Origin of the sequence: Clostridium sp. HGF2, assembly GCF_964240115.1 — a bacterium.
Classification (GTDB): Bacteria; Bacillota_I; Bacilli_A; order Erysipelotrichales; family Erysipelotrichaceae; genus Clostridium_AQ; species Clostridium_AQ innocuum.
In genome coordinates this window covers 79,581-97,835 of record NZ_CAXSSO010000011.1, presented here as the reverse complement: position 1 = coordinate 97,835, position 18,255 = coordinate 79,581, and the positions used below count along the sequence as shown (strand labels likewise).

General features: G+C 43.1%; 20 protein-coding genes. 12 read left to right on the top strand and 8 right to left on the bottom strand.

Annotated elements, in window-relative coordinates; all coding sequences use genetic code 11:
- Positions 1 to 64 precede the first annotated feature (64 nt).
- Genes ACESPQ_RS17255 through ACESPQ_RS17245 form a run of 3 tightly spaced genes read left to right on the top strand, consistent with a single transcriptional unit; the run spans position 65 to position 2,993 of the window.
- Positions 65 to 1,048 (top strand): sugar-binding transcriptional regulator, encoded by a 984-nt coding sequence (locus ACESPQ_RS17255; RefSeq protein WP_109770897.1) that lies wholly within the window; start codon positions 65 to 67, stop codon positions 1,046 to 1,048.
- Between the two features lie 28 nt (positions 1,049 to 1,076).
- Complete coding sequence (locus ACESPQ_RS17250) at positions 1,077 to 2,609, top strand: PTS glucitol/sorbitol transporter subunit IIC (protein WP_109770898.1); 1,533 nt, start codon at positions 1,077 to 1,079, stop codon at positions 2,607 to 2,609.
- Between the two features lie 15 nt (positions 2,610 to 2,624).
- The gene (locus ACESPQ_RS17245) at positions 2,625 to 2,993 is read left to right on the top strand and encodes a PTS glucitol/sorbitol transporter subunit IIA (protein ID WP_009588700.1); all 369 of its coding nucleotides are present in this window, start codon (positions 2,625 to 2,627) and stop codon (positions 2,991 to 2,993) included.
- A 264-nt stretch (positions 2,994 to 3,257) separates the two neighbouring features.
- Here ACESPQ_RS17245 and ACESPQ_RS17240 read toward each other — a convergent pair whose 3' ends face one another.
- The 8 genes from ACESPQ_RS17240 to ACESPQ_RS17205 form a co-directional block, all read right to left on the bottom strand.
- Entirely contained in the window at positions 3,258 to 3,974 is a 717-nt protein-coding gene (locus ACESPQ_RS17240; RefSeq protein ID WP_002607198.1) for an MBL fold metallo-hydrolase, read from the bottom strand.
- A 175-nt stretch (positions 3,975 to 4,149) separates the two neighbouring features.
- Positions 4,150 to 4,824 carry a 2-C-methyl-D-erythritol 4-phosphate cytidylyltransferase gene (gene ispD, locus ACESPQ_RS17235; RefSeq protein ID WP_002607199.1) on the bottom strand — a complete coding sequence of 225 codons (675 nt, stop codon included), beginning with the start codon at positions 4,822 to 4,824 and terminating at the stop codon, positions 4,150 to 4,152.
- A 305-nt stretch (positions 4,825 to 5,129) separates the two neighbouring features.
- A complete protein-coding gene (locus tag ACESPQ_RS17230; protein ID WP_109770899.1) occupies positions 5,130 to 5,384 on the bottom strand; it encodes a hypothetical protein in 255 nt (84 codons plus the stop codon).
- A 182-nt stretch (positions 5,385 to 5,566) separates the two neighbouring features.
- Entirely contained in the window at positions 5,567 to 5,923 is a 357-nt protein-coding gene (locus ACESPQ_RS17225; RefSeq protein ID WP_109770900.1) for a hypothetical protein, read from the bottom strand.
- A gap of 8 nt (positions 5,924 to 5,931) precedes the next feature.
- Positions 5,932 to 6,753 (bottom strand): ImmA/IrrE family metallo-endopeptidase, encoded by an 822-nt coding sequence (locus ACESPQ_RS17220; RefSeq protein ID WP_373144605.1) that lies wholly within the window; start codon positions 6,751 to 6,753, stop codon positions 5,932 to 5,934.
- Entirely contained in the window at positions 6,753 to 7,130 is a 378-nt protein-coding gene (locus tag ACESPQ_RS17215) for a helix-turn-helix domain-containing protein (RefSeq protein ID WP_109770902.1), read from the bottom strand. The genes ACESPQ_RS17220 and ACESPQ_RS17215 overlap by 1 nt, the downstream gene beginning before the upstream one ends.
- Positions 7,131 to 7,729: 599 nt before the next feature.
- On the bottom strand, positions 7,730 to 8,533 hold the full coding sequence (locus ACESPQ_RS17210) for a DeoR/GlpR family DNA-binding transcription regulator (protein WP_002607202.1): 804 nt from the start codon (positions 8,531 to 8,533) through the stop codon (positions 7,730 to 7,732).
- Positions 8,534 to 8,553: 20 nt separating this feature from the next.
- Positions 8,554 to 9,351 (bottom strand): hypothetical protein, encoded by a 798-nt coding sequence (locus ACESPQ_RS17205; protein WP_002607203.1) that lies wholly within the window; start codon positions 9,349 to 9,351, stop codon positions 8,554 to 8,556.
- 242 nt (positions 9,352 to 9,593) lie between these two features.
- Here ACESPQ_RS17205 and ulaG point away from each other — a divergent pair, with 242 nt between their 5' ends.
- The 9 genes from ulaG (at position 9,594) to ACESPQ_RS17160 (ending at position 18,213) form a co-directional block, all read left to right on the top strand.
- Entirely contained in the window at positions 9,594 to 10,652 is a 1,059-nt protein-coding gene (ulaG, locus tag ACESPQ_RS17200) for an L-ascorbate 6-phosphate lactonase (protein ID WP_002607204.1), read from the top strand.
- Positions 10,653 to 10,664: 12 nt separating this feature from the next.
- Complete coding sequence (locus ACESPQ_RS17195; RefSeq protein WP_002607205.1) at positions 10,665 to 11,120, top strand: PTS sugar transporter subunit IIA; 456 nt, start codon at positions 10,665 to 10,667, stop codon at positions 11,118 to 11,120.
- 26 nt (positions 11,121 to 11,146) lie between these two features.
- Positions 11,147 to 12,619, top strand: a complete 1,473-nt coding sequence (locus tag ACESPQ_RS17190) for a PTS ascorbate transporter subunit IIC (protein ID WP_002607206.1) — start codon at positions 11,147 to 11,149, stop codon at positions 12,617 to 12,619.
- A gap of 36 nt (positions 12,620 to 12,655) precedes the next feature.
- Positions 12,656 to 12,955 carry a PTS sugar transporter subunit IIB gene (locus ACESPQ_RS17185; RefSeq protein WP_002607207.1) on the top strand — a complete coding sequence of 100 codons (300 nt, stop codon included), beginning with the start codon at positions 12,656 to 12,658 and terminating at the stop codon, positions 12,953 to 12,955.
- A 120-nt stretch (positions 12,956 to 13,075) separates the two neighbouring features.
- Positions 13,076 to 14,101, top strand: a complete 1,026-nt coding sequence (locus ACESPQ_RS17180) for a hypothetical protein (protein ID WP_002607208.1) — start codon at positions 13,076 to 13,078, stop codon at positions 14,099 to 14,101.
- A gap of 10 nt (positions 14,102 to 14,111) precedes the next feature.
- Positions 14,112 to 14,819 carry an L-ribulose-5-phosphate 4-epimerase gene (locus ACESPQ_RS17175; RefSeq protein ID WP_373144604.1) on the top strand — a complete coding sequence of 236 codons (708 nt, stop codon included), beginning with the start codon at positions 14,112 to 14,114 and terminating at the stop codon, positions 14,817 to 14,819.
- Positions 14,816 to 15,661: an L-ribulose-5-phosphate 3-epimerase gene (locus tag ACESPQ_RS17170; RefSeq protein ID WP_373144603.1), complete on the top strand. Its 846-nt coding sequence runs from the start codon at positions 14,816 to 14,818 to the stop codon at positions 15,659 to 15,661. The genes ACESPQ_RS17175 and ACESPQ_RS17170 overlap by 4 nt, the downstream gene beginning before the upstream one ends.
- A complete protein-coding gene (locus ACESPQ_RS17165) occupies positions 15,658 to 16,449 on the top strand; it encodes an HAD family hydrolase (protein ID WP_373144602.1) in 792 nt (263 codons plus the stop codon). The genes ACESPQ_RS17170 and ACESPQ_RS17165 overlap by 4 nt, the downstream gene beginning before the upstream one ends.
- Positions 16,450 to 16,899: 450 nt before the next feature.
- Positions 16,900 to 18,213, top strand: a complete 1,314-nt coding sequence (locus ACESPQ_RS17160; RefSeq protein WP_373144601.1) for a DEAD/DEAH box helicase — start codon at positions 16,900 to 16,902, stop codon at positions 18,211 to 18,213.
- Positions 18,214 to 18,255: the final 42 nt, after the last annotated feature.

Genomic DNA, 18,255 nt, shown 5'->3' with positions numbered 1-18,255 from the left:
TCAATACATGATTGTGATACTCTTTTATTACGAAAGAAAACGTTTACAGAAAAGAGGAGCCTATGTGAAGAAAATCGTTGATGATGCCCGTCTGATTTATAAGTGCTGTTATCTGTATTATGTAGATGGCATGGGGCAAAGGGAGATTTGTGATGCAGTAGGAATTTCCCGTGCGACTGTTTCCCGCCTGTTGCGTGCCGGGAAGGAAACAGGTGTTGTGAAAATCGAATTGGAAAATCCGGATAGTGTTTTATACGGAGAGCTGGAGCGTAAAGTGGAGCAGCTGCTGGGATTGAAGGAAGTGCTTATCGTAGATGAGTTGGAGCTGGAAAGCAAGGCGGATCATCTGCAGCATGTATATGAAGAGGCACTGATGTATTTGTCCCGTATTATCAATAAAGGGGATACCATTGGTGTATCCATGGGAAAAACGCTGAGCAGTATCGTAAATGTAAAGAAAAGCGTAGATGAGGTGGATTGTACCTTTGTCCCGGTTGTAGGAGGAGTCGGTTCCCCTTATCAGATAGAGGAGGGGTACCATTCCAATGATATCGCGAAGGGCTTCGCCATGAAGTTTCATGGTAAGGCAATGCAGTTTTTTGCCCCGGCAATGTTTGATGATCCTAAGGTTATGCAGGGATTTTTGAAGGAGAAACCGGTTAGAGAAGTGGTATCGGTATTCAAAAAACTGAAGACTGTAATCATGGGAATCGGGACTACAACGGCAAAGGAACCGACACTTGTGAAATGCGGATATCTGACAAAAGAGGATTATGAGGAATTCAAACAGCAGGGGGCTGTTGGTGATATTCTTTTAAAGTATGTGGATGCAAACGGAAACAGCGATGCGTTTCGCTCTTTTAATGAACGTGTGATGGGGATGTCGGATGAAAAGCTGTTGAACGTGAAAAACCGCGTCGGGATAGCGGTTGGTGCAGATAAGGGGGAGGCAGTGTTAGGCGTTATACGCGCCAAAAAGGTGAACATTCTGCTTACGGATATCAGTTGTATACGAAGCATGATGTCCCTGCTGGGCGAAGATATATGATTGCAATTGTGTTGAAAGGGGTATGGGAATGGATGCGTTTACCGATTTGACACAGGGGTTTTTGTCCATGTTTGAAACCGGGGGAGAAATTCTTTTGGGCTGGATGACAATGATTCTTCCAATGGTTGTCTGTTTAATGGCGGCGGTGAGTGCGGTTGTGAAGCTGATTGGAGAAAGCCGTGTAGAAAGGATTACCAAATTTTTGACCCGCTGGCGCATTGCACGTTATACGCTTTTACCGCTGATGGCAATCTTATTTCTTGGAAATCCGCTCTGCTTCACATTTGGAAAATTTCTGGATGAGAAGTATAAGACAGCATACTATGATGCCTGTGTAAGCTTTCTGCATCCGGTTACGGGATTGTTTCCTCATGCGAATGCTGCAGAGCTGTTTGTTTATATGGGAATCGCTTCGGGAATAACGCAACAGAAATTGTCGCTGTCCGCATTGGCAACCCGCTATTTTATGGCAGGACTTGTCATCATGGTACTGCGTGGTATCATAACGGAGCAGATATCCGTTTATTTGAATCAGAAAAAGGAAGGGCAGAAGCCAACGGAGGAAGCGGTTGCGGAGGAAAAAAAGGATGCCTTGAAACAGCAGCCGGCAGTGCGTGTTACAAAAGGAAGCGCAGGATGGGGTGGACCGCTTCTTTTACAGGCAGATAAAAGGAAGCATGTCATTTTATGTGTAAGTGGAGGAGGCATCCATCCGATTGCGCAAAGGCTGGCAGAGGCATGTCAGTGTGATGTAATTGACGGATTTGCCGCAAGCTGTCCGGATGAGGAGATTCTGGCGGCTGTGATTGATTGCGGTGGAACGGCACGCTGTGGTATATATCCCAAAAAGGGAATCCCTACCGTCAATGTGCTTCCTACGGGACAAAGCGGTCCGCTGGCACGTTTTATGAAGGAAGACAATTATGTTTCTGATGTAGGTGAGGCGAACATAGAAATCCTCAACAAAGATACAGCCCCCACTACCGATCCGATGCAGGAACCGGAGTCGAAGATTTCTGCACAGCCGGCTTCTCATAAAAATGCGCTTCTTCGTGTTGGCATGGGAATGAGCCGTGTTATCAGTACGTGCTATGCGGCAGGGAAAGAAACCATTGAAATGGTGCTGCGCAATATCCTTCCGTTTATGGCATTTACAGCAACCCTGCTGGGTATGATTCAGGTGAGTGGTCTTGGCAATTTTATCGCAAATTCCATTGCACCCCTTTGTGCAACCCTTCCGGGAATGCTTCTGATTTCTCTGATCTGCTCCCTGCCGGTGGTATCTCCCATCCTGGGACCCGGTGCTGTCATTGCTCAGGTTGTGGGAGCGCTGCTGGGAACGCAGATTGCCCTTGGAAATATACCGGCGCAATATGCATTACCTGCATTGTTTGCTATTAATGCACAGGTTGGCTGTGACTTCATACCGGTTGGATTATCGTTATGTCAGGCGAAAGCGGAAACGGTTGAGGCAGGTGTACCCGCCGTATTATACAGCCGTATGATCAGCGGACCTCTTGCTGTTTTTATAGCTTATTTCTTCAGTATCGGGATGTATTAGGAAAAGGAGCGAGTGATGATGAAATATGATACCAGAATTAGCGGATGGGGAGAATGTGCGCTTGAATTTTTAAATGAGGATTGCAATTTTCTGATCATTTTTAATGAAACGGCACCACAGGAGCTGGCGGATATCTCTGTATTGCATACCGTTGCCATGCTGCAGGAAGAACCCTGTGTCGGAGATACCGTGCAGATTTGTGATGTATCCTATACGATTACGGCAATTGGCTTTGAAGCACTGCATACATTAAAAGAGCTTGGACATTGCTGTTTATCCTTTTCCGGAAGTACACAGGCACTGCGTCCGGGGAATATAGAGCTGAAAGGACCTGTATTCACAGAGAATCACCTCTACAAAGGCGGACGGCTTCAAATCCTGTAAAAGATCATATTGAATTTCAAAGAGAGCGTGAACAACCGGCATATATTCAGGCTCTTTTTCCATATGGGTTCGGACAAGGATATCAAATAGTCTGACAGCATTTGAGAAAACTCCTCATAGTAAAGAATACTTCGTATATACGGATTCAATTATGCTATTAACTGTATGATATGTGAGACTTTCACTGAACAGCATATAAAGAATACGAATGAAAGGCTGCTTCTTTCTGTTAAGTAGGAAACCATGATGGGCAGGATGTTAAATTTACTGTTTTAGAGCATTCAGATTCATCGAGTGAATCCCCTGTGTTTCTTCTGAATCAAACTGCATGGCTTCATTGCCTAAAAGCGCATGAATATATGCCAGCGTATCCCGCACATCGGCTTTTGTCAGCTGTAAGGTATGTCCTGCATAAAAGTGTGTTACAGGTAAGGTTAAGAAATATTCCAGTGACTGCCTATACTCTGAAAGATAAGATCCTTCTATTTGAATCAACGGCTTTTCCAGTGTATCTCCAACAAACAAAGCATTCAGCGTTTGATCATAGACACTGATTCCATCCAGGGTGTGTCCGGGTGTATAAAGCAGCTGAAGACCGTCTGCTATCTGTAACTGTTTTCCATCAAAGCAGTAATTTGGTAAAATCAGCGTTTGTGTTCCTTGAAAACATTTCTTCTGTTCCTGCAGTTCTCTTATACCATGGCGCTGTATCATGGTTTTACAGAGCTGATGAGCATAGATCGGACAATGAGAAAAGCTGTAATTTCCCCATATATGATCAAAATGATAATGGGTGTTGATCACAACAAAATTCTTTCTCGGGTAATCTGCCTTTATGATTTCCATATATGTGGCACCGCAGAAGGTATCGATGATATAGACCCTATCATCTCTTTGAAGAGCATATACATAGGTTTTATAGGGGTTTAGTTCCATAAATTCATAGGCATACAGTGATGGATGTATCATATGTTTTCTCATATACGGTGCCTCCTGTTTCTTTCGTACCATCTTTTTTTCATGTGGCATTGTTTTCTTGTATTTAAACTGGTATGTGATCATTTCACAGTGCTGCGATCAGTAAGCAGGCAGAATACTAGCTGTTTGAAAAAAGAAGCCATTCTATGGTTTATAGAATAAGACTTCTCATGTTTCTTTATGTATTTTGTTCCTCATGAAGCAGATGAATCTGTTTCAAATCACGCTGTGTGGTCACCTTGATATTGTCATAGCTTCCTTCTACAACCTTTATTTTTGTATCTGAGAACAATTCTGCAAGCATAGCATCATCACTTGCGACAATCTCCGGATGCTTTTTTGCCTCTTCATGACAGTTTTTGATCAGCTCCGTGCGAAATGCTTGCGGTGTCTGCGCACTCATATAATTGGAACGCTCCGGAGTGTGAACGACATAACCGTCTCTCACTTCCTTAATGGTATCGATCAGCGGTACCATCAGTAATGCGGCATCCTCTGTTTTCAGTGCAGCCTTTAAAGCTTCCAGATGCTTCGCAGTTAGGAACGGACGTACGCCGTCGTGAATCATGACAAACTCTGTTTCTACTTCCTGCAGACCGAGATATCCGCTTTCCTGTCTGGTTGCCCCGCCAGGTACATAAACGATCTTCTCACTTTGAATAATCTTTTCAAATTCCTCCTGTTCATGTGGAGAGATCGACATGATGATTTTCGCACAGTCCGCATCTTCCAGAAACGGTTTCAGAGTCTGTGTGATGATGGGAGCATTTCCGATTTTGTAAAATACCTTGTTATAGGTCAGGCCGGTCCTCGTACCTTTTCCGGCCGCAACAATAATTACACTATAGTTCATGGCAACATCATATCATATATGGAGAAAAAGTAAATATAAGTCAATGGAGAAAACAGAGAAAACAGACCAGCAGAGAAAGCGCAGGGTACTTATGTGTACGAATGTTAGACTGTTCTCTATCCAATAAGGGTTTCTTATTTTTTTGAATACTGTTACAGAACATACCCATTTGGTAAATTCTCTTTAGCTTCCTACATCCAGCGATATGATCTAATATAGATAAATCGATGTATCGTATTTTTTTCCTTGTATAACAAATATAAAACACCATCTTGGCTAAATGACCAAAATGGTATTACGTTACGCTATTTTCTTTTGAAAAAACCATCTTTTTGTAAATCAAGCTCGTCCTCATACAACATATCGAAAATATCTTGACCAGGAACACGTTCTAACTGATATCCACTTTCGCTATATATTTGAAAACATTTTTGATTTCTATGCAAAGCCAACCACGAATCAAAAAATACTTGTGCATATTCCTTACTCATATGCAAATAGTTTTTTGCCAGATAAAATGAAGCTAATGCACTAACACAGTCAATGCTTTGGTTTGACATTACGGAACGTGCTTTGCGGTCGTCAGAACAGAAAATATACAACTCTTCTATACTTAATACTTCTAATATTTGTGCAGTAGAATAAAGTTTAATTTCGCCTAAATTATTATCTCGATCAACTTCTTCATCACATTTTTCTAAAATTGATAATAAATCATCTATAGTCCATTTTGACCAAAAATCTATTTGATATTCTTTAAGAGTGCCATAATGTTTATCATAGTACTTTGATGAAAATGTAGTACAGCTTTTTTGAGTATATTCAAAAAGTATATAAATGCCATTTGCCCGAAATTATCAATTAAAATACTGAGCAAATCACGATCTGTATAAACACGAATACTATCATTTGCATCTATCCAATTTGCAATTGATGGGTCATGGTTATTTATCTCTTTAATGGTTTGAACATGACATGCATAATGAAAGGAATCAATACAGATAATCCTTTGAATAAAACGGTCTGAATCATCTATCTTTGTGGCGTAAAGTTTTGAAATAAAATCAGTGTCCAGTAACACGCATCGATTCTTACTCATTGCCTGACTCACTTTCTTGAAAACCACTCTCTTATATCTTTGAGTGTACGTTCGTCTTCTACGATACGAGAATCTGACAATCGATCTGCTTCCTTATTTTGTTTTAAACGATTTTCAACAACTCCCAGATCAATTTCATCGAATGTTCTTTTTTTCCATCGCTCTCCAACATTTTGAGATTGCATGGAAAATTCTATTCTTTCAATGGTCCCTTCTTTTAAAAGTTGATTTGCATTTTTTTCACTAATAATATTTTCTTCAAAAAGCCGCAATACAATTGCTTTATATGAAACAGCAAAAATATCCATTAGTTTCACAACAGAATCAAGATCTAATTTACTTTTATCAATTCCATAAATCTCTATCTGTTCTAGTAATTGTAAATCAGGTACAAGAAGCAACCCTGCAAAAGCATTAGCTTCCTTATCTTCTCTTGTTGCTGTATCATCATCCATATTTTCTGATCTTAATAATGAACCATTATTGGATAGTGAATCATCTTGATCAGAAATATAGCGCCAAACATGATATAGCTCATGAGCAGTAGCAAAAATCTGTTTCGAAATTGGCAACCATGAATTTAATACTGTGAAAAGTTTCCCTTCTCGAATGCAGGTAAATGCACAAAAATCATCATCTTGTATTGGCAAACGAAAAAGTTCTAAATGTTTGTCATTTTTTGAAACATAATTTTTCAACACAATATAGATATCATCTTGAATGATATTACTGCCGTTGTAGAGTATATTTAATGTCTTTGCTTCTTCTTTCAATTTTTGAAATCGCTTTACATTTTGTTTGTAAAGGCTGTTTGCTAGAATTTGATTCATTATAGGCTGCTCTTCTCTTTCATACCAACCATTCCACTTTCATATATACGAGAATGGAACAGATACATATCAATAAGTTTGTCAGCCATTTCAATTCCTTTTTTTGCTTCTTTCGTCTTGACTTGTCCCATAAATGCACGAACAACATTTGTTTCAACAGGTTTCTCTGGCAATGCTACAAGCCTATCCATTGAAATATTGCAAAAACCAGCAATCATTTTAAGGTCCATTGCATTGACTGTACGAGATCCTGCAAGTATGTTGCTGACAGTCTGCTTTGAGTAACCAAGAGCATCTGCTAGCTCATATTGTTTCTTTTCTGCTTTTTTTAGTGCTTCTCTAATATTTTTTGCAATCATCATATTCGTATCTGCCATATGAAAACCTCCTCTATCTTTCATCTATATTATAGGCAATTCCGAGGTGTTTGGTCAACGAAATATGAATTTATTTAATAATATTTAATATAAAAATCAATATTTTGTATACTTTCATAAAGCTTTTGTAGGAAACAACTTACTCAATTCATGATGATACAAACCTCTGACACTTAGCTATTTTCTTTTACTTCCTTTAATTTCATGATACATCTTTTCATGAATAATATTTAAATTAAGAATAGATAATTCCTTATCAAAGTAGCGTGTATGTAATGTTAAATATATATCGGAAGTTGCATCAAAATCCTACGTAAAAATAATAGCCATGATTCTTTAGCCACCTGAAAAGAACAACATAAACGCCAATACATCACTCACTTTCGAATATTTTACTTCTTATATTATTAAACATTTACTTCCGGTATTGCTGCTGTTTTACTTCAGAGGATACTTTGAAGTAACATCCTACGAACAGGTTTGTTACCTAAGTGCTGCATAGAACCTCCACATCACGCATACATACTCATACAAACAACAATAAGCCCCATTTACGGGACTTATGTGAGTATATAAGTGTAAGTAAGCAAAGAAATATGTTATCGCTTTGTGAAACTGTCCGCAATATGGGTTAACGGATCCAGTGTGACCGTTTTTACGCCTGCCTCCTGAATTGCCAGAAGTTCTTCCTCAGGCGCAAGATGATCAGTGATCAGATAATCGAATGACTGAATCATTCCGCTGATGAAACTGTGGTTGGTTCCGATTTTTGTATGGTCAGCCAGAATAAAGGTCTCACCGATACAGCGGGTGATCATCACCTCATTGATAGCAACCTCCTGCAAAATAGCGGTAGTCATGCCGCTTGCCACACTGAATCCGCTGCAGCCGAGAAAGGCTTTTGTTGCCGATACCTTGTTCAGATTATTCAATGCAAAATCACCGACCATGCTTTCTTTCGGAATGCGCAGCTCACCACCGCTCAGACAGATGCTGACCATGGGATCATGGTCCATGAAAATTGCTTTGCCGTTGTTGGTAATAACGGTGACACGCTTGTTTTTAATATACTTCAGCACAAGCAGTGCAGTTGAGCTTGTATTGATAAATATCGTATCACCGTCCTGTACATACTGTGCGGCATATTTTGCGATGGCATGCTTGTACTGTTCGTTAGATAGCTGTGGGTCATCGTTTTCCACAAAATGCTGAATCAGCTTGGCACCGCCGTAATAGCGCTCCACTGCCCCCATTTCCTCCCAGAACTGCAGATCACGCCGTATGGTCAGCGGTGATACCTGCAGCTCCTCTGCCAGATCCTCGACCGCAGCCTTTCCCTGACTCTGAATCTTCTGCATGATTTTATTGCGTCGTGCATCCACGACTGCCTTATTCATTTTCATATTGTATCCCCTGTTTCATTTCATAAACGATGGAAGCAGGCACCTGCCTCCCTGCTGCTGGACAGCTGTTTCCCTGTTTCCATAGCCTTTGTAAACATTATAACTGCATTTTCCTTATCATTCAATTCTTTGTAAACTTTTCCAAATTCCGTATAATACTGCGCCATTTCCCGATTGTTCATATATCTGGTATCAATCTGCTTGAACTTTGCCAGACTTTTCTTATAATCCTTCATACAGGAGAGATACACGGCCTCGATAAACTCCCAGTTATACAGAGGAGAGACCTTGCTGCCCTTGATTTTGGTATCCTTCAGCTTCATAACCTCCGGATACCAGTGCTTTACCTTTGTTCGGTTTCCCAGCTTATAATAGGAATAAAAATAGGTATAATTGCGAATCAGCAGATAATCAAGGGAGGAGCGAAAGGTTTTCTCATTGCTTTCCAACAGCTCGATGCAGGTCTGTGGTTTTCCAATATCCTGATAATACAGAGTATCAAAGATCAGCTGCGTTGTCCGGTAGCTTTTCATGAAATCCCGCTTTTTCAATATGTTATAATAGTGTTTAGCAAGACCTGCGTCACAATCCATATTCAGTGCCGTAATCATTTTCTGATATAGAATCCGCAGATATTCCGCCCAGAGTGCTACCCCCATAAAGATGATCAGAAGCAGACCATAGCATAGCTTGCCTTCCGGGCTTGGTTCCTGAAGCAGCTTATACAAGGTATATATTGTGAAGAATGCATAGATGGCAATGGTGATGATACGGCGTGTTGTTTCACTGAACGTGAGTCTTGATAATCCTTTTTTCATATGTCTGCACCTCTTTTACAAATACATTATATGTTCTTTATGAATGGTTGTCAATCATATAATTCATAAAACAATTCATTTATTCATGGTTATATGAATTGTAATCGCACACATCTTTCAAATTATTCATATATTTTATGAACTGTTCATTTAAAACTATTGCCAATTGTTCATGAAATGTTTATCATATGGGTGTACAAAAACAAGCGGCGCGCGCAATTAAGAAACTGGAGGAATATGCAATGAGTCAAGTAGATGAAATTACCAGAGAATCCTGGATTCTGGGAGCTTTTCCGGAATGGGGAACCTGGCTGAATGAGGAAATTGATCAGGAGGTCGTAGAAAAAGGTACCTTCGCCATGTGGTGGATCGGCTGTACCGGCTTATGGATCAAGACAGAGAACAATACCAACATTTCCATTGATTTATGGTTTGGTAATGGAAAGCGTACAAAGAAAAACAAAGAGATGGCGAAATTCCATCAGATGCGCAATATGACCGGAGGGAGAATGACACAGCCGAATCTGCGTGCTGCGCCAATCGTATATGATCCCTTCGCTGTAACACAGGTGGATGCTGTATTATCCACTCATTATCATAACGATCATATCGATCCGTTCTATGCAGCAGCTGTCTTGAAGAACTGTGATGCTGCCGTACCGTTTATCGGTCCGCAAAAGAGTGTGGAAAAATGGCTGAGCTATGGCGTACCGAAAGAGCGCTGTCAGGTTGTAAAGCCGGGGGATGTGGTGAAAATCAAGGACACACAGATCATTGTTGTGGACAGCTTTGATCGTACATGTCTTGTTACCAATGATGAGGATGTACGCGGTAAGTGTCCAACCGATATGGATGAAAAAGCTGTCAACTATATTATAAAGACACCAGCCGGAAGTGTTTATCACAGCGGAGATTCTCATTACTCCACCTATTATGCAAAGCACGGCAAGGACTACGATATTGATGTTGCATTAGGCTCCTATGGGGAAAATCCGGCAGGGAATCAGGATAAAATGACAAGCGTGGATATCCTGCGTATGGCGGAAGCACTGAACTGCAAGGTCGTTATTCCATTCCATTACGATGTATGGACAAACTTCAAGGCAGACCCGCAGGAAATCAATATGCTGTATGAATACAAAAAGGATGTTCTGGATTATAAATTCCATCCGTTTATCTGGGATGTCGGTGGAAAATATGTGTGGCCGACAGATCAGAACAAGCGCCAGTTCCATTACCGCAGAGGCTTTGAGGACTGCTTTACGGATGAACCGAATGTTCCGTTCCGTTCCATATTATAGGAGGTAAAGCGCATGCTGAAGGAAATCATTGAGAAAGGCTACTTTTCCTTTGAACAGCACTTTGATGACTGGCAGGAGGCAATCCGTGCCGGTTATCGTACGCTGCTGGAAGCGGGAGTTGTAGAAGATATCTATGTGCAGGCAGTTATTGACTGTGTAAATAAATACGGTCCCTATATCGTTATTGTACCGGATATCGCCATGCCGCATTCCACAGAAGGGGCAAAGGGGTGCCATGGCACTGCCATCTCCTTTATGAAGGTGGAAGAGCCTGTGGATTTTGATAAACAGGACCCTGACAAAAAAGCAAGACTGTTTTTCTCCCTGGCCGCTGTCGATCATGAGCAGCACCTGCATAATATTCAGGAGCTCATGGATGCCTTGATGAACGAGGAGCTCGTCAATGCATTACTGGAAGCGCATACAGTTGAGGAACTGCAGCAGGCAGCACAAACATACGAAGCATAAACCAATATAAAGAGAGGGAAAACTTTATGGACTTTTTAATGAGTATCTGGAGTTTCTTCGCAACAAATATTCTGACACAGCCGGCGTATTTCATCGGGCTCATGGTTCTGGTCGGATATCTGCTGCTTAAGAAACCGTTATATGAAGCATTCGCAGGCTTTATCAAGGCAACCGTCGGGTATATGATTCTGGCTGTCGGATCCGGTGGACTGGTCAATAACTTCCGCCCGATTCTGGTCGGATTGAAGGACCGCTTCAATCTGGATGCGATGGTCATTGACCCGTATTTCGGACAAAATGCAGTTACAGCAGGGCTTGGGGAACGCTTTGGCAGAACCTTTTCACAGGTCATGCTGTTGCTGTTGATTGCGTTTATCATGAATTTACTGCTTGTTCGTTTAAAGAAATGGACAAAAATGCGTGCCGTATTCACGACAGGACATGTACAGATGCAGCAGGCTTCCACCGCTTTCTGGCTGATTCTGTTCTGCTTTCCTACACTGGGAGATACACCGATTCTGATCCTCATGGGTCTGATTCTGGGCCTGTACTGGGCAGTCGGCTCCAATCTTACCGTTGAAATCACGCAGGAGCTTACCGAGGGCGGAGGCTTTGCCATCGCTCACCAGCAGATGTTCGGTATTGCAATCTTTGCGAAGCTGGCAGATAAGCTGAAGGGGAAATCCACCAAGCGTCTGGATGATCTGAAATTCCCGGGCTTCCTGTCCATCTTCAATGAAAATATGGTGGCAACCTCCATTTTGATGTTCCTGTTCTTCGGAGCGATCCTGCTCGTGCTTGGCAAGGATTATCTGGTCAGCATGGAGTTCATGAAGGCCGCTGATAATTTCTTCTTCTACATTATGACTACGGCATTGAACTTCGCTGTCTATCTGGCAATCCTGCAGCTTGGTGTACGTACCTTTGTTACCGAGCTGACAAATTCCTTCCAGGGTATTTCCAACACCTTCCTGCCTGGTGCAGTTCCGGGCATCGACTGTGCAGCGGTATTCGGCTTTGGAAGCGCCAATGCAGTTACGGTCGGCTTCTTGATGGGAGCGCTTGGTCAGTTCCTTGCCATCATGATTCTGCTGCTGATGAAGAGTCCGACACTGGTTATCGCAGGGTTTGTACCGGTCTTCTTCGACAATGCGGTAATCGCAATCTATGCGGATAACCGAGGCGGTATCAAAGCAGCTATGCTGTTCCCGTTTATCTCCGGTCTGATTCAGGTATTTGGCTCAGCTCTGATTGCCGGAGGTGTCGGTCTTGCGGCATATGGTGGTTATCTTGGAATGTTTGACTGGGCAACCGTATGGCCGTTATTCACCGTCATCATGAAATTCCTCGGATACTTCGGTGTCGCGATCGTTGTATTGATTCTGCTTGCAATTCCACAGCTTCAATATCGCAAGCATCCGGATACGTACTTCCTGATTACAGAGGATTATGATGAATATCTGGAAAAAATGAAAGAAAAAGAAGCGCAAAAGGCGTAAAATAGAAGTGACATAATCAATAAAGGAGAGATGACAATGGCTGGAAAACTGAAACTGCTGGTCTGCTGTGGAAATGGTGCAGGCACAAGTATGATGATCAAATTAAACGTTGAAAAGGTAACGAAGAAGATGGGGCTGGGTATCCAGGAAATCCGTCACTGTGCGGTATCCGAAGGAAAATCTGCCGCAGGCCAGTATGATATCGTTCTGTGCTCCAAAAACTTTGTAAGCATGTTTGCGGATGCGGAAAAACGTGGCACAAAAATTGTCGGACTGAAAAATGTAATGTCCGCAAAAGAGATTGAAGAAGGGCTGGCAGCCGCTATAAATAAGTAAAAAAGAATAAGCTGCCCAGTGCAGCTTTTCTTATACGCAAAATTCGTGAATTTAACGAAAAATCTATAAAATTAACGATAAAACGTACTATATGAACATACAGAAATGAGGGCTTTGACTATGAAAATTACAAAGAAAAAACTGGATGAAATCCGGCGCTGTTACTGTGCCGCCAGCATCCATATGAACCATGAGAATCACATTATCTATGCCAGTGAGGATCCGGATGTGATGTGTGAAATGTTTTCGGGAAAGAGCTTTGAGCATAAGGAGACGATCTGGAAAAAGGCCGGGGGCTGCATGTCCATTATTCCGATTCCCAATCATGAGGGAGAGTTTCTGGCAGTGCAGGAATTTTACCTCAAGGTATCCCCATCTCTCTCCAAAATCGTGTGGGGGAAATATACAGAGGGCGGCTTTGTTATAAAGGATGTATTACAGCTGCCGTATATTCACCGCTTTGATATCTATCATAAAAACGGAGTGAATTATTTTATCGGTGCCACCATAGCGACTGCAAAGCAGAACAAAGAGGACTGGAGTGTTCCCGGACGCATCTATGTCGGTGAGCTTCCTGAGGATTTGAACGAGGGTATACAGATTGAGGTCCTGATGGATGGGCTGTATCGCAATCACGGCTATTATCGGGATGCACAGCATACCTGCGGGTATTTCGGAAGTGACCAGGGAATCGTTAAGGTCGCACCGCCTGCGCACAGAGGCGGACAGTGGCAGGTGGAATACGTGCTGAGCGGTACCATTGGTGAGATTGCTGTGCTGGATATTGATGGAGACGGGGAGCAGGAGATTATGACGATTGAGCCGTTCCATGGAACAGAGATCCATATTTATAAGAAGCTGGAGGGAAGCTATCAGCGGGTATATACGTATGAGAATGAGATTGACTTTGCCCATACGCTGGTGGGAGGCACCCTGCGTGGCGTACCGACTTTTCTAGCAGGTGTGCGTCGAAGGGATGCGGAGCTGTTCTATGTGCAGTATAAGGACGGCGCCTTTGTGACGAAGGAAATCGATCGTGGCGTGGGTCCGGCAAATCTGTGTCTGGTTAATGAAGAGGACCGCGATCTGATCGTTGCCGCCAATCATACGGCGAATGAGGCAGCGGTCTATATCGTAGAGGACTAGGAGGTATACGATGCTGGAAGAACTGAAAAAGAAGGTGCTGGAGGCAAATCTACTGCTTCCTAAGTATGGACTGATTACCTTTACATGGGGAAATGTATCTGGGATCGACAGGGAACACGGAATCGTCGCCATCAAGCCGAGCGGTGTGGAGTATGACGACATGAGTGCTGAGGATATCGTTTTATGTGATTTGGAAGGAAATGTGGTGGAGGGAAAGCTGAAGCCAAGCAGTGATCTGATGACACATCTGGAGTTTTATAAGAACTTCCCGAATATCGGAGGAGCCGTGCATACACATTCCCGCTGGGCTACGGCATTTGCACAGGCAGGAAAAGCAATCCCTGCGCTGGGAACGACTCAGGCGGATTATTTCTATGGAGATATCCCCTGTACAAGGCAAATGAGTGAGGCGGAAATCCATGGGGAATATGAGCTGGAAACCGGACATGTAATCGTGGAAACCTTCAAGCAGAAAGGGATTGATCCCAACAGTATGCCGGGGGTGCTGGTACACAGTCATGGACCGTTCAGCTGGGGAAGGGATCCGTTTGAGGCAGTGCACAATGCCGTTGTGATGGAGGAGTGCGCCGCTATGGCATTTGTGAGTGTGATGCTGCAAAATGGGAGTGCACAGCCGATGCAGCAGGTATTGCTGGATAAGCACTTCAAGCGCAAGCATGGTCCCAATGCCTACTATGGACAGGGGAGCTCCTCATGAGAGCATATGAGCTGGGACAATATGAGAAATCCATGCCAAACACCCTGTCATGGAAGGAAAAGCTGCAGCTGTGCAGAGAATTCGGCTTTGATTATCTTGAAATGAGTGTCGATGAGAGCGACGAAAAGCTTGCACGGCTGCAATATACCAGGGAAGAACGCGGGGCTATTGTGCGGGCCATGGAGGAAACCGGTGTGCGGATCCATTCCATGTGTCTGAGTGGACACCGTAAGTATCCTCTGGGGCACCCGGATGAGCATATACAAAAAAAGGCTCTTCAAATCATGGAGGCTGCATTACAGCTGGCAGATGATCTGGGAATCCGTATCATACAGCTGGCAGGCTATGATGTATATTATGAAGTGGGCAGCGAACAGACAAAGCAGAATTTCATCCGCAATCTGCGACATTGTGTGGAACTGGCAGCGAAAAAGGGAATCCTGCTGGGCTTTGAGACGATGGAAACACCGTTTATGGATACGGTGGAAAAAAGCATGCACTATGTTCAAGAGGCTGCTTCTCCCTATCTGGGCGTATATCCGGATATGGGAAATCTGAAAAATGCGAGTCTGCTTTACGGGAAGAATGTAAACGAAGATATCCGGACGGGAAAGGGTCATATTGTGGCGGCACATTTAAAGGAAACTATTCCCGGTCATTATCGTGAAATACCGTTTGGCAGTGGTCATACGGAGTTTGTGGAAAACATAAGAGAGCTGAAGCAGCAGGGTGTACGGATGTTTGTAGGGGAATTCTGGTACACAGGAAATTCCGACTGGCAAAAGGTATGCACACATGCCTCTGCCTTCCTGCGTGATAAGCTGGATCAGGTTTTTGTATGAGCAGCTTTGCGGATATCCGGCTTGTTGTTGCCGATCTCGACGGTACGCTGCTGGATGATGAAAAGCAGCTGGATGCCGGAATCGTTGACGTGATAAAGGAATTAGCGAAACGCGAAATCATGTTCACACTGGCAAGCGGGCGCAATATTCATATTATGAAGCCATATCTGAAGGAGCTGTCTCTGCAGCTTCCCTTTATCGCAAATAACGGAGCGAATATGTTTCAGGGGGATGCCTGTATATATGAGAAAAGCATGGAATCCGTAGAGCTGGCATTTGCTTTCCAGCATCTGCAGCAACAGGATATTCCATGTATTGCTTACACAAACGATGTTGTTTTTACAACCTCACTACAGGATGCGCGGCTGCAATTTTTTCTGAACCGGCTGCGTGGAAAAACAATGGTGAAACAGGCAGGCAATGATTGGGATATGCTGGAGCATGCCATCTTCAAGGTGGTTATGGTCGCAAAGAATGCGAATGTGATGGAGCCTGTTCTGCATACGATCAATGCACATTGTGAAAGCCTGCATGCTGTACGCAGTGAGGATGATGTATACACGATCACACATGTGGATGCGACAAAGGGAAAGACGCTGGAACGACTGATGGAGCTGCTGCATGTACAGCCGAAGCAGACGATGGTGTTTGGTGATAACTTCAATGATGCGACTATGTTTTCCACAGCCGGAATCAGTGTTTGTATGGAAAATGGTCAGTCAGAGGTAAAGGAAATGGCGGATTATATCGCAAAGGCGAATCGGAGCAGGGAGTCAGCCGGTTTTTGAAGGAATATGTGTTAAGGTAGGGCAGTATTAAATCTGATATGTTTAAAAAGGTTCACAGGTTATAAAGTCAACGTGTGAATCTTTTTGTGTCTTATATACTTGTGAAGGATCTGGTTAGTAGTTGAAAAAACTGATTTTGGCGATATGAGTATAGCCCTGTAACGATAATTCTACGTGCATGGTCGACAACAAAATAGATATCATCATAACTTGATATTTTGATTTTAATTTGTATGTCTTTCCTTATAGTCTTAATTTTGGGATAGATTGTTTTTCAAAATTGTTTACCGTGCAGACATGTTTCTATGTGAATCTTTGTGAAATTTCAAAAAAATCTTCTGTTCTGCAACAAAGTGTGTTATGATGAGGTTGCTTAAATTCAAGGCTAACGCGATACTTAGGGATGAACAATAAGTATCGCTTTTTCATGCCTGATAGAAAGAAGAGAACATGAAATTTCAAACATTACATATAACAGAGCCTATTTTAAAGGCTGTTAAAGAACAGGGATATGTTGATCCCACACCAATTCAGGAACAGGCAATACCCTACGCTTTGCAGGGTCGTGACATTCTCGGCTGTGCACAGACCGGTACCGGAAAAACAGCAGCATTTTCCATTCCGACAATTCAATTGTTAAAGAAGCATTATAAACAAAGCATCCGCTCCCTAATCGTAACACCGACCAGAGAGCTTGCCATACAGATTCAGGAAAACATCACAGCGTATGCCCATTATACAACAATACGCAGTGCCGTCATCTTTGGTGGTGTACCGCAGAAGCCGCAGGAACGTATTTTGAAGGCCGGAGTGGATATTCTGGTCGCAACACCCGGTCGATTGAATGATCTGATTCAACAGGGCATAATTGACATCAGCCATATTGAAATCTTCATACTGGATGAAGCAGACCGTATGCTGGATATGGGATTTCTTCCGGATGTAAAGCGGATTATCGCAAAGCTGCCCAAAAGGAAGCAGACATTGTTTTTCAGTGCCACCATGCCTTCAGAAATCCGTAAACTTGCCCAGTCCTTACTGCATGAGCCTGTCAGCATTGAGGTGACGCCGGCATCAACTACAGTGGAAAAGATCGATCAGAGCCTGTATTATGTGGACAAAGCAAACAAAAAACGCCTGCTGTTAAAGCTTTTACAGAAGAACCGCGTACAAAATGCACTTGTATTCACAAGGACGAAAAGCAATGCAAACCGTCTGGCAAAGTATCTGAATGAAAACGGTGTAACAACCGGTGTGATTCATGGAAATAAATCTCAGAATGCGCGTCAGCAGGCATTGTTGCATTTCAAGGAAGGAAAAAGCCGGGTACTTGTTGCTACAGACATCGCCGCAAGAGGAATCGATGTTCAGGAGCTGAGTCATGTATTTAACTTTGATATCCCCAATGAGGCTGAAGTATATGTACATCGCATCGGACGTACCGGCAGAGCCGGCAGACAGGGCTGTGCCATTGCATTCTCTGACTGCAATGAAGCAGAGTATGTAAAGAACATCGAAAAGCTGATTCGTATGCACATACCGGTTGTGGAGGATCGCGAGTTTCCAATGCGTAATCTGGAGCCTGCGGCATCTGCACAGTCGCAGAATAGAAGAAGGCAGAAACCCGCAGCGAAGCCTTCCGTATCCAATCGAAGCGAGAACTGCAGTGCTGCAGTGAAGCACCAAACATCGGCAGCTGCACCAAAGCGGAACAACCGCAGACGCAGACCGCAGTCACAAAAGCAGCCGGCACATACAGCATAAATATAGTAAAAAGCCATCGAATATTCTGGTTCATCGATGGTT